Raw genomic sequence first — 18,695 nt, 5'->3', positions numbered from 1 at the left:
TGAGTTAACTTTTTTTTATATGTTCCAAAAAAAGAGACTGTCCCAATAGGGCAGTCTCTTTGTATATGGTTTAAAACGAATCTGCTTGTACCGCAGAAACATTTTATAAGTACATATTATTTAACAATCTGAATTTCAACAGCAGAGAATCCTTTAGGAGACTTCTCTTTTTCGAAAGATACTTTGTTTCCTTTTTTTACCGGCTCTACACAGTTGTTGTTGTGGAAGAAGATATTCTCTTTAGAATTGTCTTCAGTGATGAAACCGTATCCTTTTTCACTAAGGAAAGTAACAATTCCTGTTTTTCTTGGATCTTCCTCAATAATAGGAGCAGCACCCAGTTGAATATCATCAAGGTTTACTTCCTGTCTTTGTTCAGGTGGAGTAGAAGTTAATCTTCCGAATTCGTCTACATACATGAAGACATCCTCCGCTCCTTTGTTGTTGTTCGTTTTACGTTCTTCGCGTCTTAGCGCCTTTTCTTTTTGCTTTTGAATTTTTTTCTTGAAATTTTCCTTTTTAGAAAAAGAATCTGCCATAAATTATTTTTAGTATTTAGTTTCTATAAATTAATTGGTTCAATCTGGTCTGTTTTAGACCCCTATAAAGCCTGGCTATGTTTTCTGTTTTAGATTTTCCCAATCATACAGAGCTTTAAAATTCCGACAAGTATTGTTCTTAGTAGAAGAATAAAAGTTTAAAATATGGCTGCTCAAAAAGCAAAGACTGAATAAAAAATATTCGGGTCGTTACAGAAAACAAAGTATAGACTTGGTTATTTAATGTACAAATATACAACAATAAAATGAATTATCCGGTTTTAAATGATTGATTATCAGAAATGGTTTTACGGCTGATATGTCAGGATACCTTTATAGTCTGAGTGTAAGAGGATAATGAGAGTCAGAATAAGTGTATAAAAAAATCCTCAGAATACTGAGGATTATAAAAAAATATATTATAAAAATGAAGTGGTGTATAATACGGCTGTGAAAGTATCAAATGTTATGCCTAAAATTGATGCGTAATAGTGAATTATATAGCTTTGTTTAATATAATAGGGGTGTTTCAGGTCATATCTGGCTGGTAAATAGCATTCTATTAAAAAACATTGTTTATATAAAAAAAATATAAATGTTTTTGTCTTCATTTAAAATTAGAATCAGAATAATACTTTTTTTAAATAAAACTCCCGAAAACTTCACCATGTTGAGACTGTTTTTATTATCCATCTTTGCCTCATTAACATTTAAAAATAAAATCGATGTCAACACAAAATGTAAAAGGAAAAGTTGTTTTAATTGCCGGAGGAGGTAAAAACCTGGGAGGGCTTTTAAGTAGAGATTTTGCAGCAAAAGGGGCAAAACTGGCAATACATTACAACAGTGAAAGCTCAAGAGCAGATAGCGAGAAAACCCTTGCTGAGGTACAGGCATTAGGAGCGGAAGCATTTTTGTTCCAGGGAGACCTTACCCAAGTAGATAATATTACAAAATTCTTTGATGAAGCGATTTCCCGCTTTGGAGGGATTGATATTGCGATCAATACGGTGGGAATGGTACTGAAAAAACCATTTTCAGAGACTACAGAAGCAGAATACGATACCATGTTCAATGTCAATTCAAAATCGGCTTACTTCTTTTTACAGGAAGCTGGTAAAAAACTGAACGATAAGGGGAAAATCTGTACTATTGTCACGTCATTACTGGCTGCTTACACCGGATTGTATTCTACTTATGCAGGAGCAAAAGCACCCGTAGAGCATTTTACAAGAGCTGCTTCTAAAGAATTCGGAGCAAGAGGGATTTCTGTAACTGCTGTAGCACCTGGCCCAATGGATACTCCTTTCTTCTATGGACAGGAAACGGATGATGCGGTTGCTTATCATAAATCAGCATCAGCATTGGGAGGACTTACAGATATTAAAGATATCGCCCCGCTGGTAGAATTTCTGGTAACAGAAGGCTGGTGGATTACCGGGCAGACCATCTTTGCTAACGGAGGATATACAACAAGATAATTTATTGGAGCATCCATTAAAAAAGAAACTCACTGAAAACAGCTTTCAGTGAGTTTTTATTTTAGAAGGAATCAGGAATTAAGTGGTTTTTACCTTTCCTTTTTCCATTATACTTTTGATGATAAAGAATAAACCGAGAAGAACAAAAGGAATGCTTAACAGCTGGCCCATATTCAGACTCATTCCATGCTCGAATTCTACCTGGTCTACCTTGATAAACTCAATCAGAATTCTCATAATGAAGATCAACAGAATACTGATTCCGAAATAAAACCCTCTTCCGATTTTAAATATGTTTTTCCTGTAAATAAAATAGACAGAAAGGAAGATAATAAAATAAGATATCGCTTCGTAAAGCTGGGCAGGATGTCTTGGAAGATTATCTACCTGACGGAATATAAAGGCCCATGGAACATCCGTAGGAACTCCTATGATTTCAGAATTCATCAGATTGGCAAGTCTTATAAAAGTACCACCCAAAGGAAGTACAATCGCTATTGCATCTAAAACCGTCATGAACGGGATAGAAAATTTTCTCGCATAGATAAGAAGCATAATCACCAATCCGATACCACCACCATGACTGGCAAGTCCTGCAAATCCTGTAAAATGATAACTTCCGTCCACTCCCTTTTGAATAGGTAATAAGATTTCAAGTGGATGCTGGGAATAATAATCAAAATCATAAAAAAGACAGTGTCCAAGTCTGGCACCTAATAAAATTCCTATAAGAGCATAAGAAAATAAAGCTTCGTGAGCCTGTGAACTAAGGCCTTCTTTTTTGTAAATACGTTTTAAAATATTTAAACATAAAACCAGCCCTGCAAGAAATAGCAGTCCGTAATATTTTAAAGGAAATCCAAGAATATTGACGATTTCGGGATTCACATCCCAATTGATATATAATAAATTCATTCCTGCAAAGATAAGAAAATAGGAATTTCCGGACCGAATGAAAGTATTTCGGTGTTTTTTAATTTGATTTTCAGAATGCTATGAGTTGATTTTATACATCAGATAGAATTTTGTTTCCGATCATAAGAGGTCTTTATCTGAGGTAAGAATGAACATAATTTAAAATGATTCTTGATGAAACATTTGGTAACTTTAGCATACCACCAAAACAACAAGCTATGCATCATCAGTTGGAGAAACATTATGTAAACAGAGTAGGCTGGCTTCGGGCAGCTGTATTGGGTGCGAATGACGGGTTATTGTCCACTACAAGTATTGTCATCGGGGTTGCAGCCGCAGAACCAGACCGGCATATCATTATTCTTGCGGCACTGGCAGGTATGATTGCAGGTGCCATGTCTATGGCTGCTGGGGAATATGTTTCCGTGAGTTCACAGGAAGATACAGAGAAAGCAGATTTACTTCGTGAAAAACGTGAACTTGAAGAAATGCCGGAAATAGAACTTAGAGAACTGGCCAAAGTATATGAAAAACGTGGCTGTACCAAAGAAACAGCGATGCAGGTTGCCATTGAACTTACAGAGCATGATGCATTGGGAGCCCACGCCCGTGATGAATTAGGAATTAATGAAATAACACAGGCAAAACCTTTACAGGCAGCAATGGCTTCTTTCGGTTCATTTGCGGTGGGTGCTTTATTGCCGTTTAGCGTTTCTCTTTTGGCACCCCTTAAAGAAATGGTATATTTTCAGTACGGATTTTCAATTATATTTTTAATGCTTTTGGGTGCAATCTCTGCGAGAGCGGGAGGTTCCAGTATTAAAGTAGCGGTATTAAGGATCTGTTTCTGGGGAACTGTTGCAATGGGCATTACAGCATTGGTAGGGCATGTTTTTGGGGTCAATATAACGTAAAGACTGTGACGTTTATGTTTGAGCCAGAGGGGGAAAAGTTATAAAATTATTTACATCTTATTTGTCTTAAAAAGTGTATTTTACATCACAAATTTAAATAAATGAAGAATATTTTTATTTTGTTTTTTGTGATTGCAATACATATAGCAGTTCATGCTCAAAAAGAGAATTATCTCTATTATATGAAGACCTGGAATTTCTTAAAATATTACCATCCAGATATTGCCGGCGGGAAAAAAGATGCAGACAGTTTGTTTTTGGAGACTATTGGGAAAGTAAATGAGAAATCCGATGAAAATGCAATCATTACCCTTTTATCACAAAATCTGAATCATAAATTTTCCGGTACTCCTATTATTGATGCCCCGAAAGATGTTCTTTCTGCCAATCAAAACTTCAGATGGTATCAGAAAAATAAAAAAGTCACTTCAGAAAACAAAATATTGCTGAATGATATCTATAGTCATAGATTCATTGCTGAAGCTGATCAGAAAGAAAAAATATCTGATTTTAAAACAAACGAATTTAAAAAAGATGAAAACCTGCCGTTAGCCAACCGCTTACTGGCATTGGCTAAATTGCAGGGAACAATTGATTATTTGTATCCGCATAAATACCTGATGGAGAAAAATGCCGAAGCTCATTTCTCAGATTTAGTAGACCAAACTATTCGCTGCACCTCAAGAAAAGACTTTGAGATTATTCTGGCAAAAGTAGTTTCTACAATGGAAGATACCCATTCTTTCAGATTTTATGATCAGTTGAATTATAAAAATGAAATTTTCCACAGATCGTATTATCCACCCTTTGATTATGTAATATTGAATGACCATCTTCTGGTAACTCAGCTTCTTTTGCCTGATATCTGTTCCAAAGCTAATATACATGTCGGAGATAGAATAATGGAGGTCAATGGTAAGAGCATTCTTCAGATTATTAAAGAAAAGAAAAGTTTGCTTTCTGTATCCAATCCTGAAACACTTTTGTATCTGATGTCAGATTACCAGAGAAACCTTATTTGGCCAGATGACCAGCCTCGTAAAGATTTAAAAATAAATTCAAAAGATAACAAAACCTACAATGTAAATACTGAGTTTGTCAATTTTGCAGACAAACAGCAACGGGATCTTGTGACAGAATACATACAAAGGAAAAATCTACTGAAGCAACAGTATAAAATTGTTCATAAGGATATTGCCTATTTTAAGATCAATGATGTTTTTGGCCTTACAGAAAATATTCCGGATGACCAGCTGGATGCTCATATGGATGCTGTTTTTAAAGAAGCTTCATCAAAAAAAGCCATCGTCTTTGATATGCGCGGATATCCGGATTGGGGAGGATTTGTATTTCATTATGTCTATAAATACTTCTCACCCGTAGAGAATCATTTTGGAAAATATTATAAGCCCAATGTGAAAAATATCGGAACTTATATTCCAATCAGTTATGAAGATTTTGGGACTTATTATTCTGATATTAAAAATAAAAACGTTCATCCCTACAAAGGGAAAGTTTTTATGATCGTTAATCCTGAAACTCTTAGTATGAGCGAGTGGAACACCATGAATCTTCAGAATGTTTTTCCTCAATCAAAAACCATTGGCCAAAGAACAGCTGGTGCGGATGGCGATATCAGAACAATAAAACTTCCTGGTGGCTACAATCTTGAATTCACAGGGAATGGTATTTTCTATTATGATGGTTTTCAAACCCAAAAGGTAGGAGTGAGGATTAATGAATTTATTGAATATTCTGATGATGATATTATTCAGAAACGTGATCTGGAGCTTGAAAGAATTTTAAAGAATCTGTAAAAAATAAAAACCTCTGAAAAATTTTCAGAGGTTTTTTGTACCCAGGACCGGGATCGAACCGGTACTCCTAAGAACTGGTGTTTGAGACCAGCGCGTCTACCAATTCCGCCACCTGGGCTTGATGTTTACTTCAAACATAATGTTTGTTTCAAATTGGTGTGCAAATATAGGAACTTTTTTCAATGTTCAAAAGCTTTTTGAAGAAAAATTTTTAAAAGCTCAGTTCCAAACCATCGTAAGCAAGGTGTATTCCGGGTGGAAGCTGCTTATCTTCAATATTATGCAATCCTAAATGATGACTGATATGTGTTAAAAATAATTTCTTCGGTTTTAACTCTTCAAACAGTTTGATGACGTCCGGAAGAATAAAATGGGCAGGATGGGGATCAAATTTCCTGATACAGTTTAAGATCAGAACATCCAGATTCTTCAGTTTCTCCTTTTCCGTTTCAGAAATGAATCCGGCATCTGTGATGTAGGCAAGGTTTTTAAATTTGTATCCGAAGACAGTAATTTTATAGTGAATCACTTCTACTGGGGTGATTTCCGTATCCAGTACATGAAAAGGTTTATTTTCAATTTCATGAAGTTCAAAAGCAGGTGCTCCGGGATATCTTACATCAGCAAAAGCATAAGGAAATCTGTTTTTTATTTCATGAGCAACCCTTGAATAGCAATACAGGGGAACATCTTTTCCGCTCTTAAAAATCAGTGGACGCATATCATCCAGCCCGATTACGTGGTCATTATGCTCATGAGTTATCAACGCAATATCTACGGTATGTTCGTGGTTGGTAAGCATTTGCTGCCTGAAATCCGGACCGCAGTCGATCAGTATTTTTTTATTTTCTTCCGTAGTCACCATCACGGAAGAACGCAAACGATTGTCTTTGGGATTTTCAGAAGTACACACTTCACATGTACAGCCAATAACGGGTACACCTTGAGAAGTACCGGTTCCTAAAAATTTCAACTTCATTTTGTTTTGAGGTTGGTTTAATTTTGGTAAATTTACAAAAAATTTCATGTCCTAATGTATCAGAAACTAACTCCTAAACAAAAAGCATTAACAATTAATCTAGATCCTACTATTTATGGTACTTTCGCAGAAATTGGAGCAGGGCAGGAGACTGTTCGCCACTTTTTTAGAGCAGGGGGAGCTTCCGGTACGATTGCTAAGGCGATGTCTGCTTATGACAAAGATTTTAGTGATGCCATCTACGGAAAGGAAGTAAAAAACAGGTATGTTACCCAAAACAGGCTTCGCAAAATGCTTCGGTATGAAGTAGCGTTGATTGAAGAGAGAATTTCAAGAGATAATAATCCTGATAGAAAATTCTTTTCTTATGCCAATACGGTAACAACCATCAATTTTGATAAGACTGTAAAAGGCCACGGCTGGGTAGGAATTCGTTTTCAGACCAAAGAAAATGAAGATTACAATGAAATCGTGATTCACGTAAAATTCAAAGAAAATGATGCTACCCTTCAGCAGGAAACTTTAGGAAACCTGGGAGTAAATCTTATTTTCGGAGCTTTTAATTATTTTGACAACCCAAGAACTTTAGTAGAATCTTTGTATGATGATGTTGCGAAAGACAACCTGGAAATTGATATGATTGATTTTAGCGGGCCTGCTTTTGCGTATGTTGACAACAGACTGATGTCACTTCAGCTGGTGAAAAATGGGATGACCGATGCGGTTATTTTCAATTCTCAGGGTAGTAATATGCTTCCGGCAGATGTATTGTACAAGAAAAATATTTTCGCGGTAAGGGGAAGTTTCAGACCGGTAACGAAAGTAAACATTGATATGCTTAAAAATGGGATGGATATGTTTTTCAAAGACGCTATCTGTACCCATGAAGAAACAGAAGTCCTTATCGAGATCACTATTTCCAATCTGAGAGCAGACGGAGATATTGACGAAAGAGATTTCCTTGACAGGGTTGATATTCTGGCTAAACTGGGATACACCGTTATTATTTCCAATTTCTCTGAATATTACAGACTGATCGATTATTTTGCATCTTATACAACCGGTGATATCGGAGTAGCGATGGGAGTAAATAACCTGTTGATGGTATTTGATGAGAAATATTACAAAAATATGTCCGGTGGAATCCTTGAAGCATTCGGGAAGTTTTTCAGAAACGGGATGAGAGTATATCTGTATCCTTATAAAGATCCCGAAACACATCAGTTGCTGGATTCTTCAAACCTGAAAGTAGAGGAAAACCTGAAAGAATTATATAAATATTTCAAACATAACAATCGTATTGTAGATATTACGAACTATAATCCGGAGTTTTTGGAAATCTACTCGAGAGAAATTTTGAGAAAAATTGCATGTTGTGTTAAAGGCTGGGAAACTCAGGTTCCGGAAGGCGTAGCAGAAATGATTAAAGAGCGTGGAATGTTCGGATATAAAGAAGAACTTTCCCTAAAACAATTCTCTTAAAAAAATATATACAATGTCAGAATTAAAGAAAAGACTTTCCTCAATTCTTGAAAGTCCTAAACATAATACAGAAGAAAAACTTGAAAAAGTTTGCCACTTGTTGGATCAGGAAATTTCTTATTTCAACTGGACAGGTTTCTATTTCAAAAACGGAGATAAGGAAGAATTGATTTTAGGCCCTTATGTAGGAGCACCAACAGATCATACCATTATTCCTTACGGTAAAGGAATTTGCGGACAGGTTGCGGTCTCCAATGAAACATTTGTAGTTCCTGATGTGAACGAAGAAAGCAATTATCTAAGCTGCTCCATTGATACAAAAGCCGAAATTGTAGTTCCTATCTTTAAAGATGGAAAAAACATCGGTCAGATTGATATTGATTCCCATACGGTAGATCCTTTTACCAATGAAGACCGTGAATTATTAGAATGGCTTTGTAACGAAGTTTCTAAGGTTTTATAATAGAACTCCAATGCAATTACAATATAGACTCCGGCTTTTATAGTCGGAGTTTTTTATAAATATTGAAATGAAATATAATCCGGAGATTCCCATCTTTACTTTTTATGGATTATAAGTGGTAATGACAAACATGATTAAAGGTTCATCTCCTGTATTTTCGATAGAATGATACCCTATAGAACTGATCGCTGTAATATCTCCTTTCTTGAGAATTTTCTTTCGTATAGGACCTTCAACGCCGGTTCTTTCACGATATTCTCCGGTTCCATGCACTACTACGTACAGTTCCTGCTCATTTCTTTGATTGTGTGTATGAAATCCGGACTCATCTCCTTTATTCAATAAAACCATATACGCCGCCAGACGATTATTGGCTAATTCTTTCTGATCAAACATCTGTAACATATATACAGTTCCGTTTCCACCATACATATTTTCACGTTTATCCATTTGCGTGATAGCCCTTTCATTCTTTTCAAAAGCCATTACATAAAGATTGATGTATTTTGAAACTTCCTGAATAACGTGATCAAATTCTGCTCCTTCAGATAATATAACTGTATCAGACATGTAAGTTTAGTTTAATGTTTAGAGTTTAAAGTTGGTCAAAAAATCAGCTTTGCTGCATCAGATGAATCTCAGCCAGCAATTCTTTAAAATAATTCTCACATTTCGCAATATGAGTTCCATACCAGGAAAATGCTTCGCCATCTACAATCATAATCTTTTTATCAGGGTAAAAAGCCTGCAGTTCCTCAATATGTTTTTCTTTAAACGGAAACGGCTCAGAGGACAGCATGATAACGTCCGCATCCGCAAGATCTTCAGCAGTAATCTGAGGATAGCGTGTTTTATCTTTGAAGATATTCTCAAAACCAATTTCTGATAAAATTCTATGGATAAATGTATCTGATCCAATCGTCATATAAGGATTGTTCCAAATGAGATAAGCTGCTTTCACAGGAGTTTCCAGCTTGGCCTGATTCAGGATTTCATATATTTTAAGATTGAAAAGTTGGGCTCTTTCTTCCTTTCCCAAAAGTTTCCCGAGATTTTTAAGCAGATAATAATTGTCTTCAATCGTTTCAACATTGGTTACGGTTACTTTAAAATCACCCATCAGGGCTTCTACCTGATCTTTTACATTCTCTTCCTTATTGGCAAGAATAAGATCCGGCTGTAGCGCTTTTATTTTATCAATATTGATATTTTTGGTCCCACCGATTACTGCTACATTTTTTATTTTATCCTGAGGATGAATGCAGAATTTTGTTCTCCCGATAACTTCATTTTCGGTGAGTCCAAGGTCAAATAAAGCCTCGGTAATAGAGGGTACAAGTGAAACGATTTTCATATTGGCATGTTAGATGATGCCTAAAATTACAAAAGTTTTCCGGTTAAGAAAGCCCCGGCTACGCTAAAATAGATAATAAGCCCCGTCACATCCACCAATGTTGCTACAAACGGAGCAGAAGAAGTGGCAGGGTCAAGGTTTAATTTCTTTAAAACAAATGGAATCATAGATCCGGATAATGTTCCCCACAACACAATGGCAATCAGGGAAACGGAAACACTCAGCCCAACATAAACCCAATATTGGCCATAATCAAAAAGCCCAATCTGCTGCCAAAGCATGATTCTTATAAATCCAATAACTCCCAGAATAGCGCCAAGACATAATCCGGAGATAATTTCCTTTTTCATGACATACCACCAGTCTTTCAGGCTGATTTCCTGCAGTGCCATCGCACGGATAATCAACGTAGCAGCCTGCGATCCGGAATTTCCTCCACTGGAAATAATCAGCGGAACAAACAAGGCAAGAACAACCGCTTTTTCAATTTCTTTATCAAAATACCCCATTGCAGAAGCAGTCAGCATTTCCGAAACGAATAAAATAATCAGCCAGGTTGCCCTTTTTTTGATCATTTCAGTCCATGAAGTTTGGATGTAGGGAAGGTCTAACGCTTCCAATCCCCCAAATTTCTGGATATCTTCCGTGTTTTGCTGTTCAATTTGATCCAGGATGTCATCTATCGTTACAATACCAACCAAAACACCAGCTTCCGTAATAATTGGAAGAGCGCCACGGTCATATTTTTCGAAATACGTTACCGCATCCTCTTTGGAAGTCGTGGTGGTAATCGCTACAAAGTGATTATCTGTGATATCAGAAACCAAAGTATCTTCCTCTTCCAACAGTAAAGTTCCGATAGCAAGGTCATCAATCAGACGGTTTCTTTCATCCACCACATACAGGTAGTTCATGGTTTCCACTCTTTTTCCTACCTTTTTGATCTGTTGAAGACATCTCTTTACCGTCCATTCCTTACGGATCTGAATATAATAAGGAGTCATCAGACGGGCAATAGAGTCTGAGTTGTACCCAAGAAGTTTTAAAGCAATTCTTCTTTCCTGAGGATTAAGATGATTAATAGAATATTTAATAAGCTCATCCGGGAAATCCTCGAAAAGAGCAGTCCTGTCATCCGGAGTCATGGCATTCAGAATTTCAGAAACTTCATCGCTTCCGATACTTCTGATTGTATCTTCCTGGAAATCAGGATCAAGATGTGAAAAAACCTCTGCTTTGTATTCTTTCGGAACCTTCAGAAACGCGAGCAGCCTCTCATCAGCAGGAAGTTCGCTGAGAGTTTCGGCAATATCGGCAGGGTTGAAGATAAGTTCGTCTCTAGAATTCAAAACGTGAAATTTTTTGGATATGCAAAAATAATTCAAATTTTTAAGACTGAGCAATAAAGTGGCAAAATTAAGGATTAATTAAAGTTTATCACTTCAGTATAAGGGCAAAAAAAACACCCGCCGAAGCAGATGTTCAAAAATTAAATTTAAATTCCAATATTCTTTAAATTGGTTCACATTCCGAGGTAGGGATGTACGTACAAACAGCATTTGTACAGCACTGGTATGGTCCACAATCTGAGTTGTCCCCACACTTTTTTATTCCGCTTCCTTTAATATTTTTCTGCTCCAGCCTGTTCAGCTTCTTAAGATTTGAATTTTTCATGGTGATCAATATTTAAGATTAAGGCTCTATCATACAGTCATGATCAAGACATTCTCCATTGCAGCAATATCCCACAGAACATGGTCTTGTTATACTGCATCTGAACGGCCCTATACCGCCATTAATTTGTTTCGCAGCCTCTCTGCTAAGTTTTTTTAGATTTTTCATATAGTTATAGTTTAGATTTAATGTTAGACTAAAATAATAAATATTTTCATATTATTCATTTGGTGGTGAAAATATTTTATTATAAATCAATATTTTATTTAAGTTTTAAATAAAAAACACCTACAATTGCAGGTGTCCGTAATGATCATATATTATTCCAGGGGACATGGATCCACAACACAGATGTTATGACAACATGATCCGCCCGGACATTCATAATGTTCTGTACATCTTTTGAAAGGTCCGCCGCCTTTGATTTCCTTTTGAACTTGTCTGCTGAGTTTTTTTAGATTTTTCATGAGATTTGATTTTATGTGAGTTAGTTTATTTTTTATTCGATACAAATGAAGGGTGAACAGATTCCGAAGCAGCACCATCCAACACTACAAGGATTGGTTTCGCTGCATCGTTCCATGGATCCTCCATTAACTTGTTTTGCTTTTTCTCTGCTGAGTTTCTTTAGATTTTTCATGATATTTTGGTTTTAATGTCAGACTAAAATAGTAAAAAATATTTAATAAATCCTTATTTGGTGAAAATATTTAATTGTTAATCAGTTATTTATGATGTATTTAAACTGAAAGTACCTATCCCAGAAGTGCGAATAAGTGCTTTATTTAACAAGAAAATACTTTGTAAAAATTATGAATTATGAATTATGAATTATGAATGATGAATGATGAATTTTTCTGGTATAGCTAATTGAACAGCGGAATAAAAATTCACGATTGACTTGCGAAGCAAAATTGACCATTGATGTCAAAGGTCTTATATTCTAACTTTAAACTTTAAACTTTAAACTCAAAGCTCTGCTTCCGTTGGCTTCAGCTTTCTCAGTTTTTTGATGATTCCCTTTATCGCTCCTTCGGTTCCAATTTTAATGGAATTGACTGTTGAACCCAGCAGACGCATATTTTTTCGGTAGGTATCATAGTCCGTTTCCGTGACAAGATTTCCGTCAGAACCAAAAAGTTTCATGCTCACAACCACCTGATTGGAGAAAACATATTTTCCAAACCCAACTTTGAAATATCTCACTTTGGAAACAATCGCAAAATCTGCATCATTATTGAGACAGTAATCTACGATAGTCTGCTTATCTATGCTGTCAAACGGAACCTGAACTTCTGCACGAAGCATTTTATTTTTTCTGTTGCTGAAATTATCGGAAACAGCGTCAAAGAACGCATTGTTGGTGGGATCTTTTATCTCATCAACATCAGGCTCTACTTCAGGATTGAAGTACAGAACTTTTTTTATTTTGTCATCAGCAGTTTTCTGGGCTTTTACCGAAGTAAAGCTGATGAATAAAAAAGTAGTAATTGCTGTAAAGAATATAATTTTTTTCATTTGTAATTCGAATGCAAAATTACTGCCTTTTCGTTGGATTGCATAAAATTTATTAAGAAATTTTTAACATTTTTTTCTATCAAATTTGATTTATGAAATCAATAATGTTTGCAGAATCAAAAAATAGTCGTAATTTTGCACCCGTTACATAATAATCATTAAACAATATTGGAATGTACTTAACAACAGACAAAAAGCAGGAAATTTTCGCACAACATGGAAAATCTGCACAGGACACAGGAAGCGCAGAAGGACAAATCGCTCTTTTCACTTTCAGAATCAACCACTTATCTCAACACCTGAAGGCTAACCGTCACGATTTCAACACAGAGAGATCTCTAGTGAAATTGGTAGGTAAGAGAAAAAGTTTATTAGATTACCTTAAAAAGAAAGATATCGCAAGATACAGAGCTATTATTGCTGCATTAGGTTTAAGAAAATAATCTATAAAGATTTTCAAAATAAAAAGCAACTTCGAAAGAGGTTGCTTTTTTGTTTTTACATAACAAGGGATTTTTAACCGCAAAAGCCACAAAAGTTTTTTAAGAAATTACTAAATGGTTGAGAAGAATACTTAAGTTCCTTAAAGTCTTTGATTTTCATGTTATAATAAAAGGATATTTAGATTCCTACGGAATGACAAACTGCATGGATAGACCATCATCACAATTGTGTCATTCCATAGGAATTCAGACACATTAATCCAACAAGAAAAGCATCAACAGAAATTCAATCCTGACAAAAATATCAACCGAAGGAGTGAAAATTCCCCTCCCTTTGAGGGGTGGCAAAAATTCTTTGAATTTTTGACGGGGTGGTTTACAACATACCTATTCAGCCTTCTTTCCAATCTTACCCAAATGCGTATTCTGAAAACTATCCGGATATTTCAATCCATAGCCCAGAATTCTGTCAAAAGCTGAGTGAGAAAATAAAATTGCTCCTATCATCTGCAAATAGGGCAGAGATAAAGCTGTTCCGGCAAAATAAACAATCACAGCTACTCCAAAGTGATGGAATAGATTATAGAAAAATGCTCCAACCTTTGTATTCACCGTATACCCCAGCATTGAAATGTCCGGCGCAAGGAATAGTCCGGCAAACCACCACCATGAATATCCCGTTTGGGCAAAAGCATAGATCCCTAACAACAGAAATGCTGCGTATTCAAGCTTTAATTGTATTTTCATAATAATTTGGTGTTAATTATTAGATAAGTTCTTTTTTATGGTAGAAAGTTACATTTTAAGATCGAAAAAAAGCGGAACACCTTTGAGATATTCCGCTTATACATTTTGATATGATTGATTTTTAATGCCCTGATTTGGCTTCAGTGGTTTCCACATGGCCAAGATATTTGGTACAGTAAGCGCCGAAGATCAGAATAACCAGATAACAGAATACAGGAATAATGAATGAATGCTGTACTCCAAACTGATCTGCAAGATATCCCTGGAAAATAGGAACAATAGCACCTCCTAAAATAGCCATTACCACTAAGGAAGACCCCTGACTGGTATATTTACCCAATCCTGAAATAGCCAGTGTATAAATATTAGAGAACATGATAGAGTTGAAAATTCCGATTCCTAAAATGCTGTACATAGCCAGTTCTCCATGATTGACCATGGCTGAAATCAATAATACGACATTGATCGCTGCAAAGATTGATAACGTTCTTGCCGGAGCCGCTTTACCAATGAAAAAGGCAATAAAATTCAGAACGATAAATACAAGGAAAAAGCTGATCTGAGCGAACGTAAGATTTACAATGCTGAAGATGACAAGAAAAACAGCTCCTGCTGCCCCAAGCATATAAACGGCCTTTTTACTCTGGCTTAAAGATTGGTTCAAAGAGATAGCTCCAAGAAAACGGCCGATCATGGCACCGCCCCAATACAAGGAAAGGTAATTTTTACTGATGATTTCATTGAAACCCATAATTTGAGGCTGTTCCAGGAAACTGATGATGAAACTTCCCACTGCTACTTCTCCACCCACATAGCAGAACATAGCAAATACCCCGAATTTAAGATGGCTGAACTCAAGCGCTCCCCAGCCTTTTACTACTTCTTCTTCACCCATCTGGAATGATGGAAGTTTAACTCTGGAAATTAATAGAGCTACCAACAGGAGAATACCCGCGAAAATAAGATACGGAATTCTCGTTGCTACCGCACTGAATGATCCATCCGGAGATGAGAAAAATTCAAAAATAAGGTGACCTCCAAGCACAGGAGCAATCGTAGTTCCGAATGCATTGAACGCCTGTGTCATATTCAGTCGGCTGGAAGCAGATTCTTCACTTCCCAGTAACGAAACGTATGCATTGGCAGTAATCTGCAATACCGTAAAGCCTAATCCTAAAATAAATAAGGCTCCTAAAAACAACGGATAATACGAAAACGTAGCTGCGGGATAAAACAGGACACAGCCAAAAGCTGCGAGAAAAATTCCGAACAGGATTCCTTTTTTATAGCCTAATTTATTGATAGGATCTCCTTTTGTAATAGAGACAAGGAAATAAATCAGCGATCCGATGAAGTAAGCCCCGAAGAAGCAGAACTGTACCAGCATGGATTCAAAAAAGGTAAGATTGAAAAGTTGCTTTAGATAGGGGATCAGGATATCATTCATACAGGTGATGAATCCCCACATAAAAAACAGCAGGGTGATGGTAATCAACGGAACCGTATAATTCCTGCTTTGCGATTGTACTTCTTTATTAATCATAAACATTTATTTATCTGTATAAGGATAAGTCCTTAACTTTTTTTGCCCACAGCATTGCATTTTGTGAAGTAAGGCAAATATAGGGATCAACCTATGTTTTTGCAATAATTTTAATGGTTTTTATAATGAAATGTATACTTCTTTTCAATTCAGAATGTTATTTTCATTTTTTGAGACAATAATACAAAAACACCAGCATTTTTCAATGCATTATCTTCAGAAAAACGCATTTTTGTTTTCACAAATAACGAATAAGTTGAGATTACAGCTATAAATTTTTGAATCTTTCATCAACTGATAGCCAATTTTTTGTATTTTGACAGCCTATTTATGCAAGTGAAAAATTTAATATTTCATTATTATATAGTACCTTTGCACACGAAATTTAAAGAGTTTAAATATTAATTCATACTCAATACGGAGTATTAAGAAGACAAATTTATGAGTATACCTCAAGCGTTTACAGAAATGATTACTCTTGCTGATGGCAGAGAAATCACTATCGAAACAGGGAAATTGGCCAAGCAGGCTGACGGGTCTGTGGTAGTAAAAATGGGTGGAACAATGCTTTTAGCAACTGTTGTAGCCAATAAAGAAGCAAATCCTGGTGTAGATTTTTTACCATTAACAGTTGATTACAGAGAAAAATTCTATGCAGGTGGAAGAATTCCTGGAAACTTCTTCCGTAGAGAAGCAAGACCTTCTGATCAGGAAATTTTAACAATGCGTTTGGTGGACAGAGTTTTACGTCCGCTTTTTCCTGAAGATTTCCATGCTGAAGTTCAGGTGATGATTTCATTAATTTCTTATGACGGAAAAACAATTCCTGATGATTTAGCAGGTTTGGCGGCTTCTGCAGCTATTGCTATTACTGATATCCCTTTCAACGGACCAATGTCTGAAGTAAGAGTTGTAAGATTTGACGGAGTACTTTCTATCAACCCAAGCTATGAAGAATTGAAAAATTCTGAGCTAGACATCATGGTTGGAGCTACTAAAGATTCCATCGTAATGGTAGAAGGTGAAATGAAAGAAATTTCTGAGCAGGAAATGTTAGAAGCTATTAATTTTGGTCATGCTGAAATTAAAAAGCAAATTGAAGCTCAGGAGAGATTAGCAGAAAAAGTAGGAAAAGCTTTCCCTAAGAGAGAATATTCTCATGAAACTCATGACGAAGAAATTCGTGAAAAAGTGTGGAAAGAAACTTACGATAAAGTATATGAAGTAGCAAGAACTCCATCTGGAAAAGAGGAGAGAGGAGAGAAATTCAAAGCAGTTCGTGAAGAATTCCTTGCTCAATATGCTGATAATGAAGAAGAATTGGAAAGAGTAACACCTTTCGTAAAAGTATATTATCATGATGTAGAAAAAGAAGCAATGCGTCAGATGATTCTTGAAGACAATATCCGTCTTGATGGTCGTGATCCTCAAACGATCCGTCCAATCTGGTCAGAAATTGATTACCTTCCGGGAGCTCACGGTTCTGCAGTGTTTACAAGAGGTGAAACTCAGTCTTTAACAGCAGTAACTTTAGGTTCTGTGAAAGATGCCAACATGGTAGACAGCGTAATCACGCAGCACGACGAAAAATTCTTCTTACATTATAACTTCCCTCCTTTCTCTACAGGTGAAGCAAGACCTTTAAGAGGGACTTCAAGAAGAGAAGTAGGACACGGTAACCTTGCTCAGAGAGCATTGCAGGCTGTAATTCCTGAAGAAAATCCATATACGATCAGAATTGTTTCTGATATCCTGGAATCCAACGGTTCATCTTCAATGGCAACAGTTTGTGCAGGAACATTGGCACTAATGGATGCCGGGGTACAGATTACAAAACCTGTTTCCGGTATTGCAATGGGATTGATCACAGATGCAAAATCAGGTAAATTCACGGTACTTTCTGATATCTTAGGAGATGAAGATCACCTTGGAGATATGGACTTTAAAGTAACAGGTACTGCAGACGGTATCACTGCTTGTCAGATGGATATCAAAATCCAGGGACTTTCTATGGATATCATGGAAAAAGCTTTGATGCAGGCCAGAGACGGAAGATTACACATCTTAAATAAAATCACTGAAACAATTTCTGAACCAAGAGCAGACGTGAAGCCTCACGCTCCGAAAATGGTAGTAATGGAAATCGCTAAAGACTTCATTGGAGCTGTAATAGGACCTGGAGGAAAAATCATTCAGCAGATGCAGAAAGATACCGATACTGTTATTGCTATCGAAGAAATCGGAGAAATCGGACGTATCGAGATTGCAGGAACAGACAGAGAGAAAATCAATGCTGCGGTTGCTAAGATCAATGAAATTACTTTCGTACCGGTTGTAGGTGAAGTTTACAAAGGTAAAGTAGTGAAAGTAATGGACTTTGGTGCATTTGTAGCAATTGCTAAAGGTACAGAAGGACTTCTTCACATTTCTGAAATTGAATGGGCTCGTCTGGACAAAGTTCCTTATGCAGAAGGTGATGAAGTAGAAGTGAAGTTCATGGGTTATGATGACCGTAAGAAAATGAAGCTTTCAAGAAAAGTTCTTTTACCAAGACCTCCAAGACCGGAAGGACAAGGTAGACCAGAAGGACAGGGAAGACCGGAAGGGCAAAGAAGACCAGAGGGACAAAGAAGACCTGAAGGACAGAAGCCACAAGCTGAAAAGCCACAAAGCGAAAAGCCAGTAGAAAACCAGACTCCTTCTAACGAAGCTTAATAAGATTCATTCTTAAACATAAAAAATCCCTCAATTTGAGGGATTTTTGCTTTTTATATCTTTATTGTGAACCAAAGGTGAACCAATCTATTCCAATTTTTTACGTTGGGA

At 36.3% G+C, this 18,695-nt stretch carries 19 protein-coding genes and 1 tRNA gene; 7 read left to right on the top strand and 13 right to left on the bottom strand.

Annotated elements, in window-relative coordinates:
• Positions 1-116: 116 nt before the first annotated feature.
• Positions 117-539 (bottom strand): cold shock domain-containing protein, encoded by a 423-nt coding sequence (locus ACLMCG_RS06995; protein WP_047420468.1) that lies wholly within the window; start codon positions 537-539, stop codon positions 117-119.
• A 725-nt stretch (positions 540-1,264) separates the two neighbouring features.
• On the opposite strand from ACLMCG_RS06995, the gene ACLMCG_RS06990 reads away from it, so the two are divergent.
• Complete coding sequence (locus tag ACLMCG_RS06990) at positions 1,265-2,020, top strand: SDR family oxidoreductase (protein WP_413959302.1); 756 nt, start codon at positions 1,265-1,267, stop codon at positions 2,018-2,020.
• A gap of 78 nt (positions 2,021-2,098) precedes the next feature.
• Here ACLMCG_RS06990 and lgt read toward each other — a convergent pair whose 3' ends face one another.
• Positions 2,099-2,935 carry a prolipoprotein diacylglyceryl transferase gene (gene lgt / locus ACLMCG_RS06985; RefSeq protein ID WP_413959301.1) on the bottom strand — a complete coding sequence of 279 codons (837 nt, stop codon included), beginning with the start codon at positions 2,933-2,935 and terminating at the stop codon, positions 2,099-2,101.
• Between the two features lie 218 nt (positions 2,936-3,153).
• Between lgt and ACLMCG_RS06980 the strand changes: the two genes are divergently transcribed.
• Positions 3,154-3,849, top strand: a complete 696-nt coding sequence (locus ACLMCG_RS06980; protein WP_413959300.1) for a VIT1/CCC1 transporter family protein — start codon at positions 3,154-3,156, stop codon at positions 3,847-3,849.
• Positions 3,850-3,950: 101 nt separating this feature from the next.
• Positions 3,951-5,666 (top strand): S41 family peptidase, encoded by a 1,716-nt coding sequence (locus ACLMCG_RS06975; protein WP_413959299.1) that lies wholly within the window; start codon positions 3,951-3,953, stop codon positions 5,664-5,666.
• Positions 5,667-5,704: 38 nt separating this feature from the next.
• Here the strand turns inward: ACLMCG_RS06975 and ACLMCG_RS06970 are convergent.
• Both ACLMCG_RS06970 and ACLMCG_RS06965 read right to left on the bottom strand, forming a co-directional pair.
• Positions 5,705-5,784, bottom strand: a tRNA-Leu gene (locus tag ACLMCG_RS06970).
• Positions 5,785-5,877: 93 nt separating this feature from the next.
• Positions 5,878-6,645: an MBL fold metallo-hydrolase gene (locus tag ACLMCG_RS06965; RefSeq protein ID WP_413959298.1), complete on the bottom strand. Its 768-nt coding sequence runs from the start codon at positions 6,643-6,645 to the stop codon at positions 5,878-5,880.
• A 54-nt stretch (positions 6,646-6,699) separates the two neighbouring features.
• On the opposite strand from ACLMCG_RS06965, the gene ACLMCG_RS06960 reads away from it, so the two are divergent.
• Entirely contained in the window at positions 6,700-8,127 is a 1,428-nt protein-coding gene (locus tag ACLMCG_RS06960) for a TonB-dependent receptor (protein ID WP_223600518.1), read from the top strand.
• Positions 8,128-8,140: 13 nt separating this feature from the next.
• The gene (locus ACLMCG_RS06955; RefSeq protein WP_223600517.1) at positions 8,141-8,590 is read left to right on the top strand and encodes a GAF domain-containing protein; all 450 of its coding nucleotides are present in this window, start codon (positions 8,141-8,143) and stop codon (positions 8,588-8,590) included.
• Between the two features lie 102 nt (positions 8,591-8,692).
• Here the strand turns inward: ACLMCG_RS06955 and ACLMCG_RS06950 are convergent, their stop codons facing one another.
• The 7 genes from ACLMCG_RS06950 to ACLMCG_RS06920 all read right to left on the bottom strand — a co-directional run bounded on the left by ACLMCG_RS06950 (position 8,693) and on the right by ACLMCG_RS06920 (position 13,136).
• Positions 8,693-9,160, bottom strand: coding sequence for a cupin domain-containing protein (locus ACLMCG_RS06950; RefSeq protein ID WP_413959297.1), 468 nt, complete (start codon positions 9,158-9,160; stop codon positions 8,693-8,695).
• Between the two features lie 43 nt (positions 9,161-9,203).
• Positions 9,204-9,944, bottom strand: a complete 741-nt coding sequence (locus ACLMCG_RS06945) for an ABC transporter substrate-binding protein (protein ID WP_223600515.1) — start codon at positions 9,942-9,944, stop codon at positions 9,204-9,206.
• Between the two features lie 26 nt (positions 9,945-9,970).
• Positions 9,971-11,293, bottom strand: a complete 1,323-nt coding sequence (gene mgtE, locus ACLMCG_RS06940; RefSeq protein ID WP_149388215.1) for a magnesium transporter — start codon at positions 11,291-11,293, stop codon at positions 9,971-9,973.
• Between the two features lie 343 nt (positions 11,294-11,636).
• Entirely contained in the window at positions 11,637-11,786 is a 150-nt protein-coding gene (locus ACLMCG_RS06935; protein WP_156106369.1) for a bacteriocin-like protein, read from the bottom strand.
• 152 nt (positions 11,787-11,938) lie between these two features.
• The gene (locus ACLMCG_RS06930; protein WP_413959296.1) at positions 11,939-12,085 is read right to left on the bottom strand and encodes a bacteriocin-like protein; all 147 of its coding nucleotides are present in this window, start codon (positions 12,083-12,085) and stop codon (positions 11,939-11,941) included.
• 32 nt (positions 12,086-12,117) lie between these two features.
• Positions 12,118-12,258, bottom strand: coding sequence for a bacteriocin-like protein (locus tag ACLMCG_RS06925; protein ID WP_223600513.1), 141 nt, complete (start codon positions 12,256-12,258; stop codon positions 12,118-12,120).
• Between the two features lie 329 nt (positions 12,259-12,587).
• Positions 12,588-13,136 carry a pyruvate decarboxylase gene (locus tag ACLMCG_RS06920; protein WP_223600512.1) on the bottom strand — a complete coding sequence of 183 codons (549 nt, stop codon included), beginning with the start codon at positions 13,134-13,136 and terminating at the stop codon, positions 12,588-12,590.
• Between the two features lie 173 nt (positions 13,137-13,309).
• Between ACLMCG_RS06920 and rpsO the strand changes: the two genes are divergently transcribed.
• Entirely contained in the window at positions 13,310-13,579 is a 270-nt protein-coding gene (rpsO, locus tag ACLMCG_RS06915) for a 30S ribosomal protein S15 (RefSeq protein ID WP_045494446.1), read from the top strand.
• A 387-nt stretch (positions 13,580-13,966) separates the two neighbouring features.
• Here rpsO and ACLMCG_RS06910 read toward each other — a convergent pair whose 3' ends face one another.
• Complete coding sequence (locus tag ACLMCG_RS06910; protein ID WP_223600511.1) at positions 13,967-14,326, bottom strand: DUF4260 domain-containing protein; 360 nt, start codon at positions 14,324-14,326, stop codon at positions 13,967-13,969.
• Between the two features lie 121 nt (positions 14,327-14,447).
• Positions 14,448-15,869, bottom strand: a complete 1,422-nt coding sequence (locus ACLMCG_RS06905; RefSeq protein ID WP_413959295.1) for a sugar MFS transporter — start codon at positions 15,867-15,869, stop codon at positions 14,448-14,450.
• Between the two features lie 441 nt (positions 15,870-16,310).
• Between ACLMCG_RS06905 and ACLMCG_RS06900 the strand changes: the two genes are divergently transcribed.
• Positions 16,311-18,584: a polyribonucleotide nucleotidyltransferase gene (locus ACLMCG_RS06900; protein ID WP_413959294.1), complete on the top strand. Its 2,274-nt coding sequence runs from the start codon at positions 16,311-16,313 to the stop codon at positions 18,582-18,584.
• Positions 18,585-18,695 lie beyond the last annotated feature (111 nt).

It is taken from the genome of Chryseobacterium sp. S90 (assembly GCF_047444895.1).
In the GTDB taxonomy this organism is placed as follows: Bacteria; Bacteroidota; Bacteroidia; order Flavobacteriales; family Weeksellaceae; genus Chryseobacterium.
Note: the sequence above shows the minus strand (reverse complement) of the source record. Positions and strands in the feature narration are given on the sequence as shown.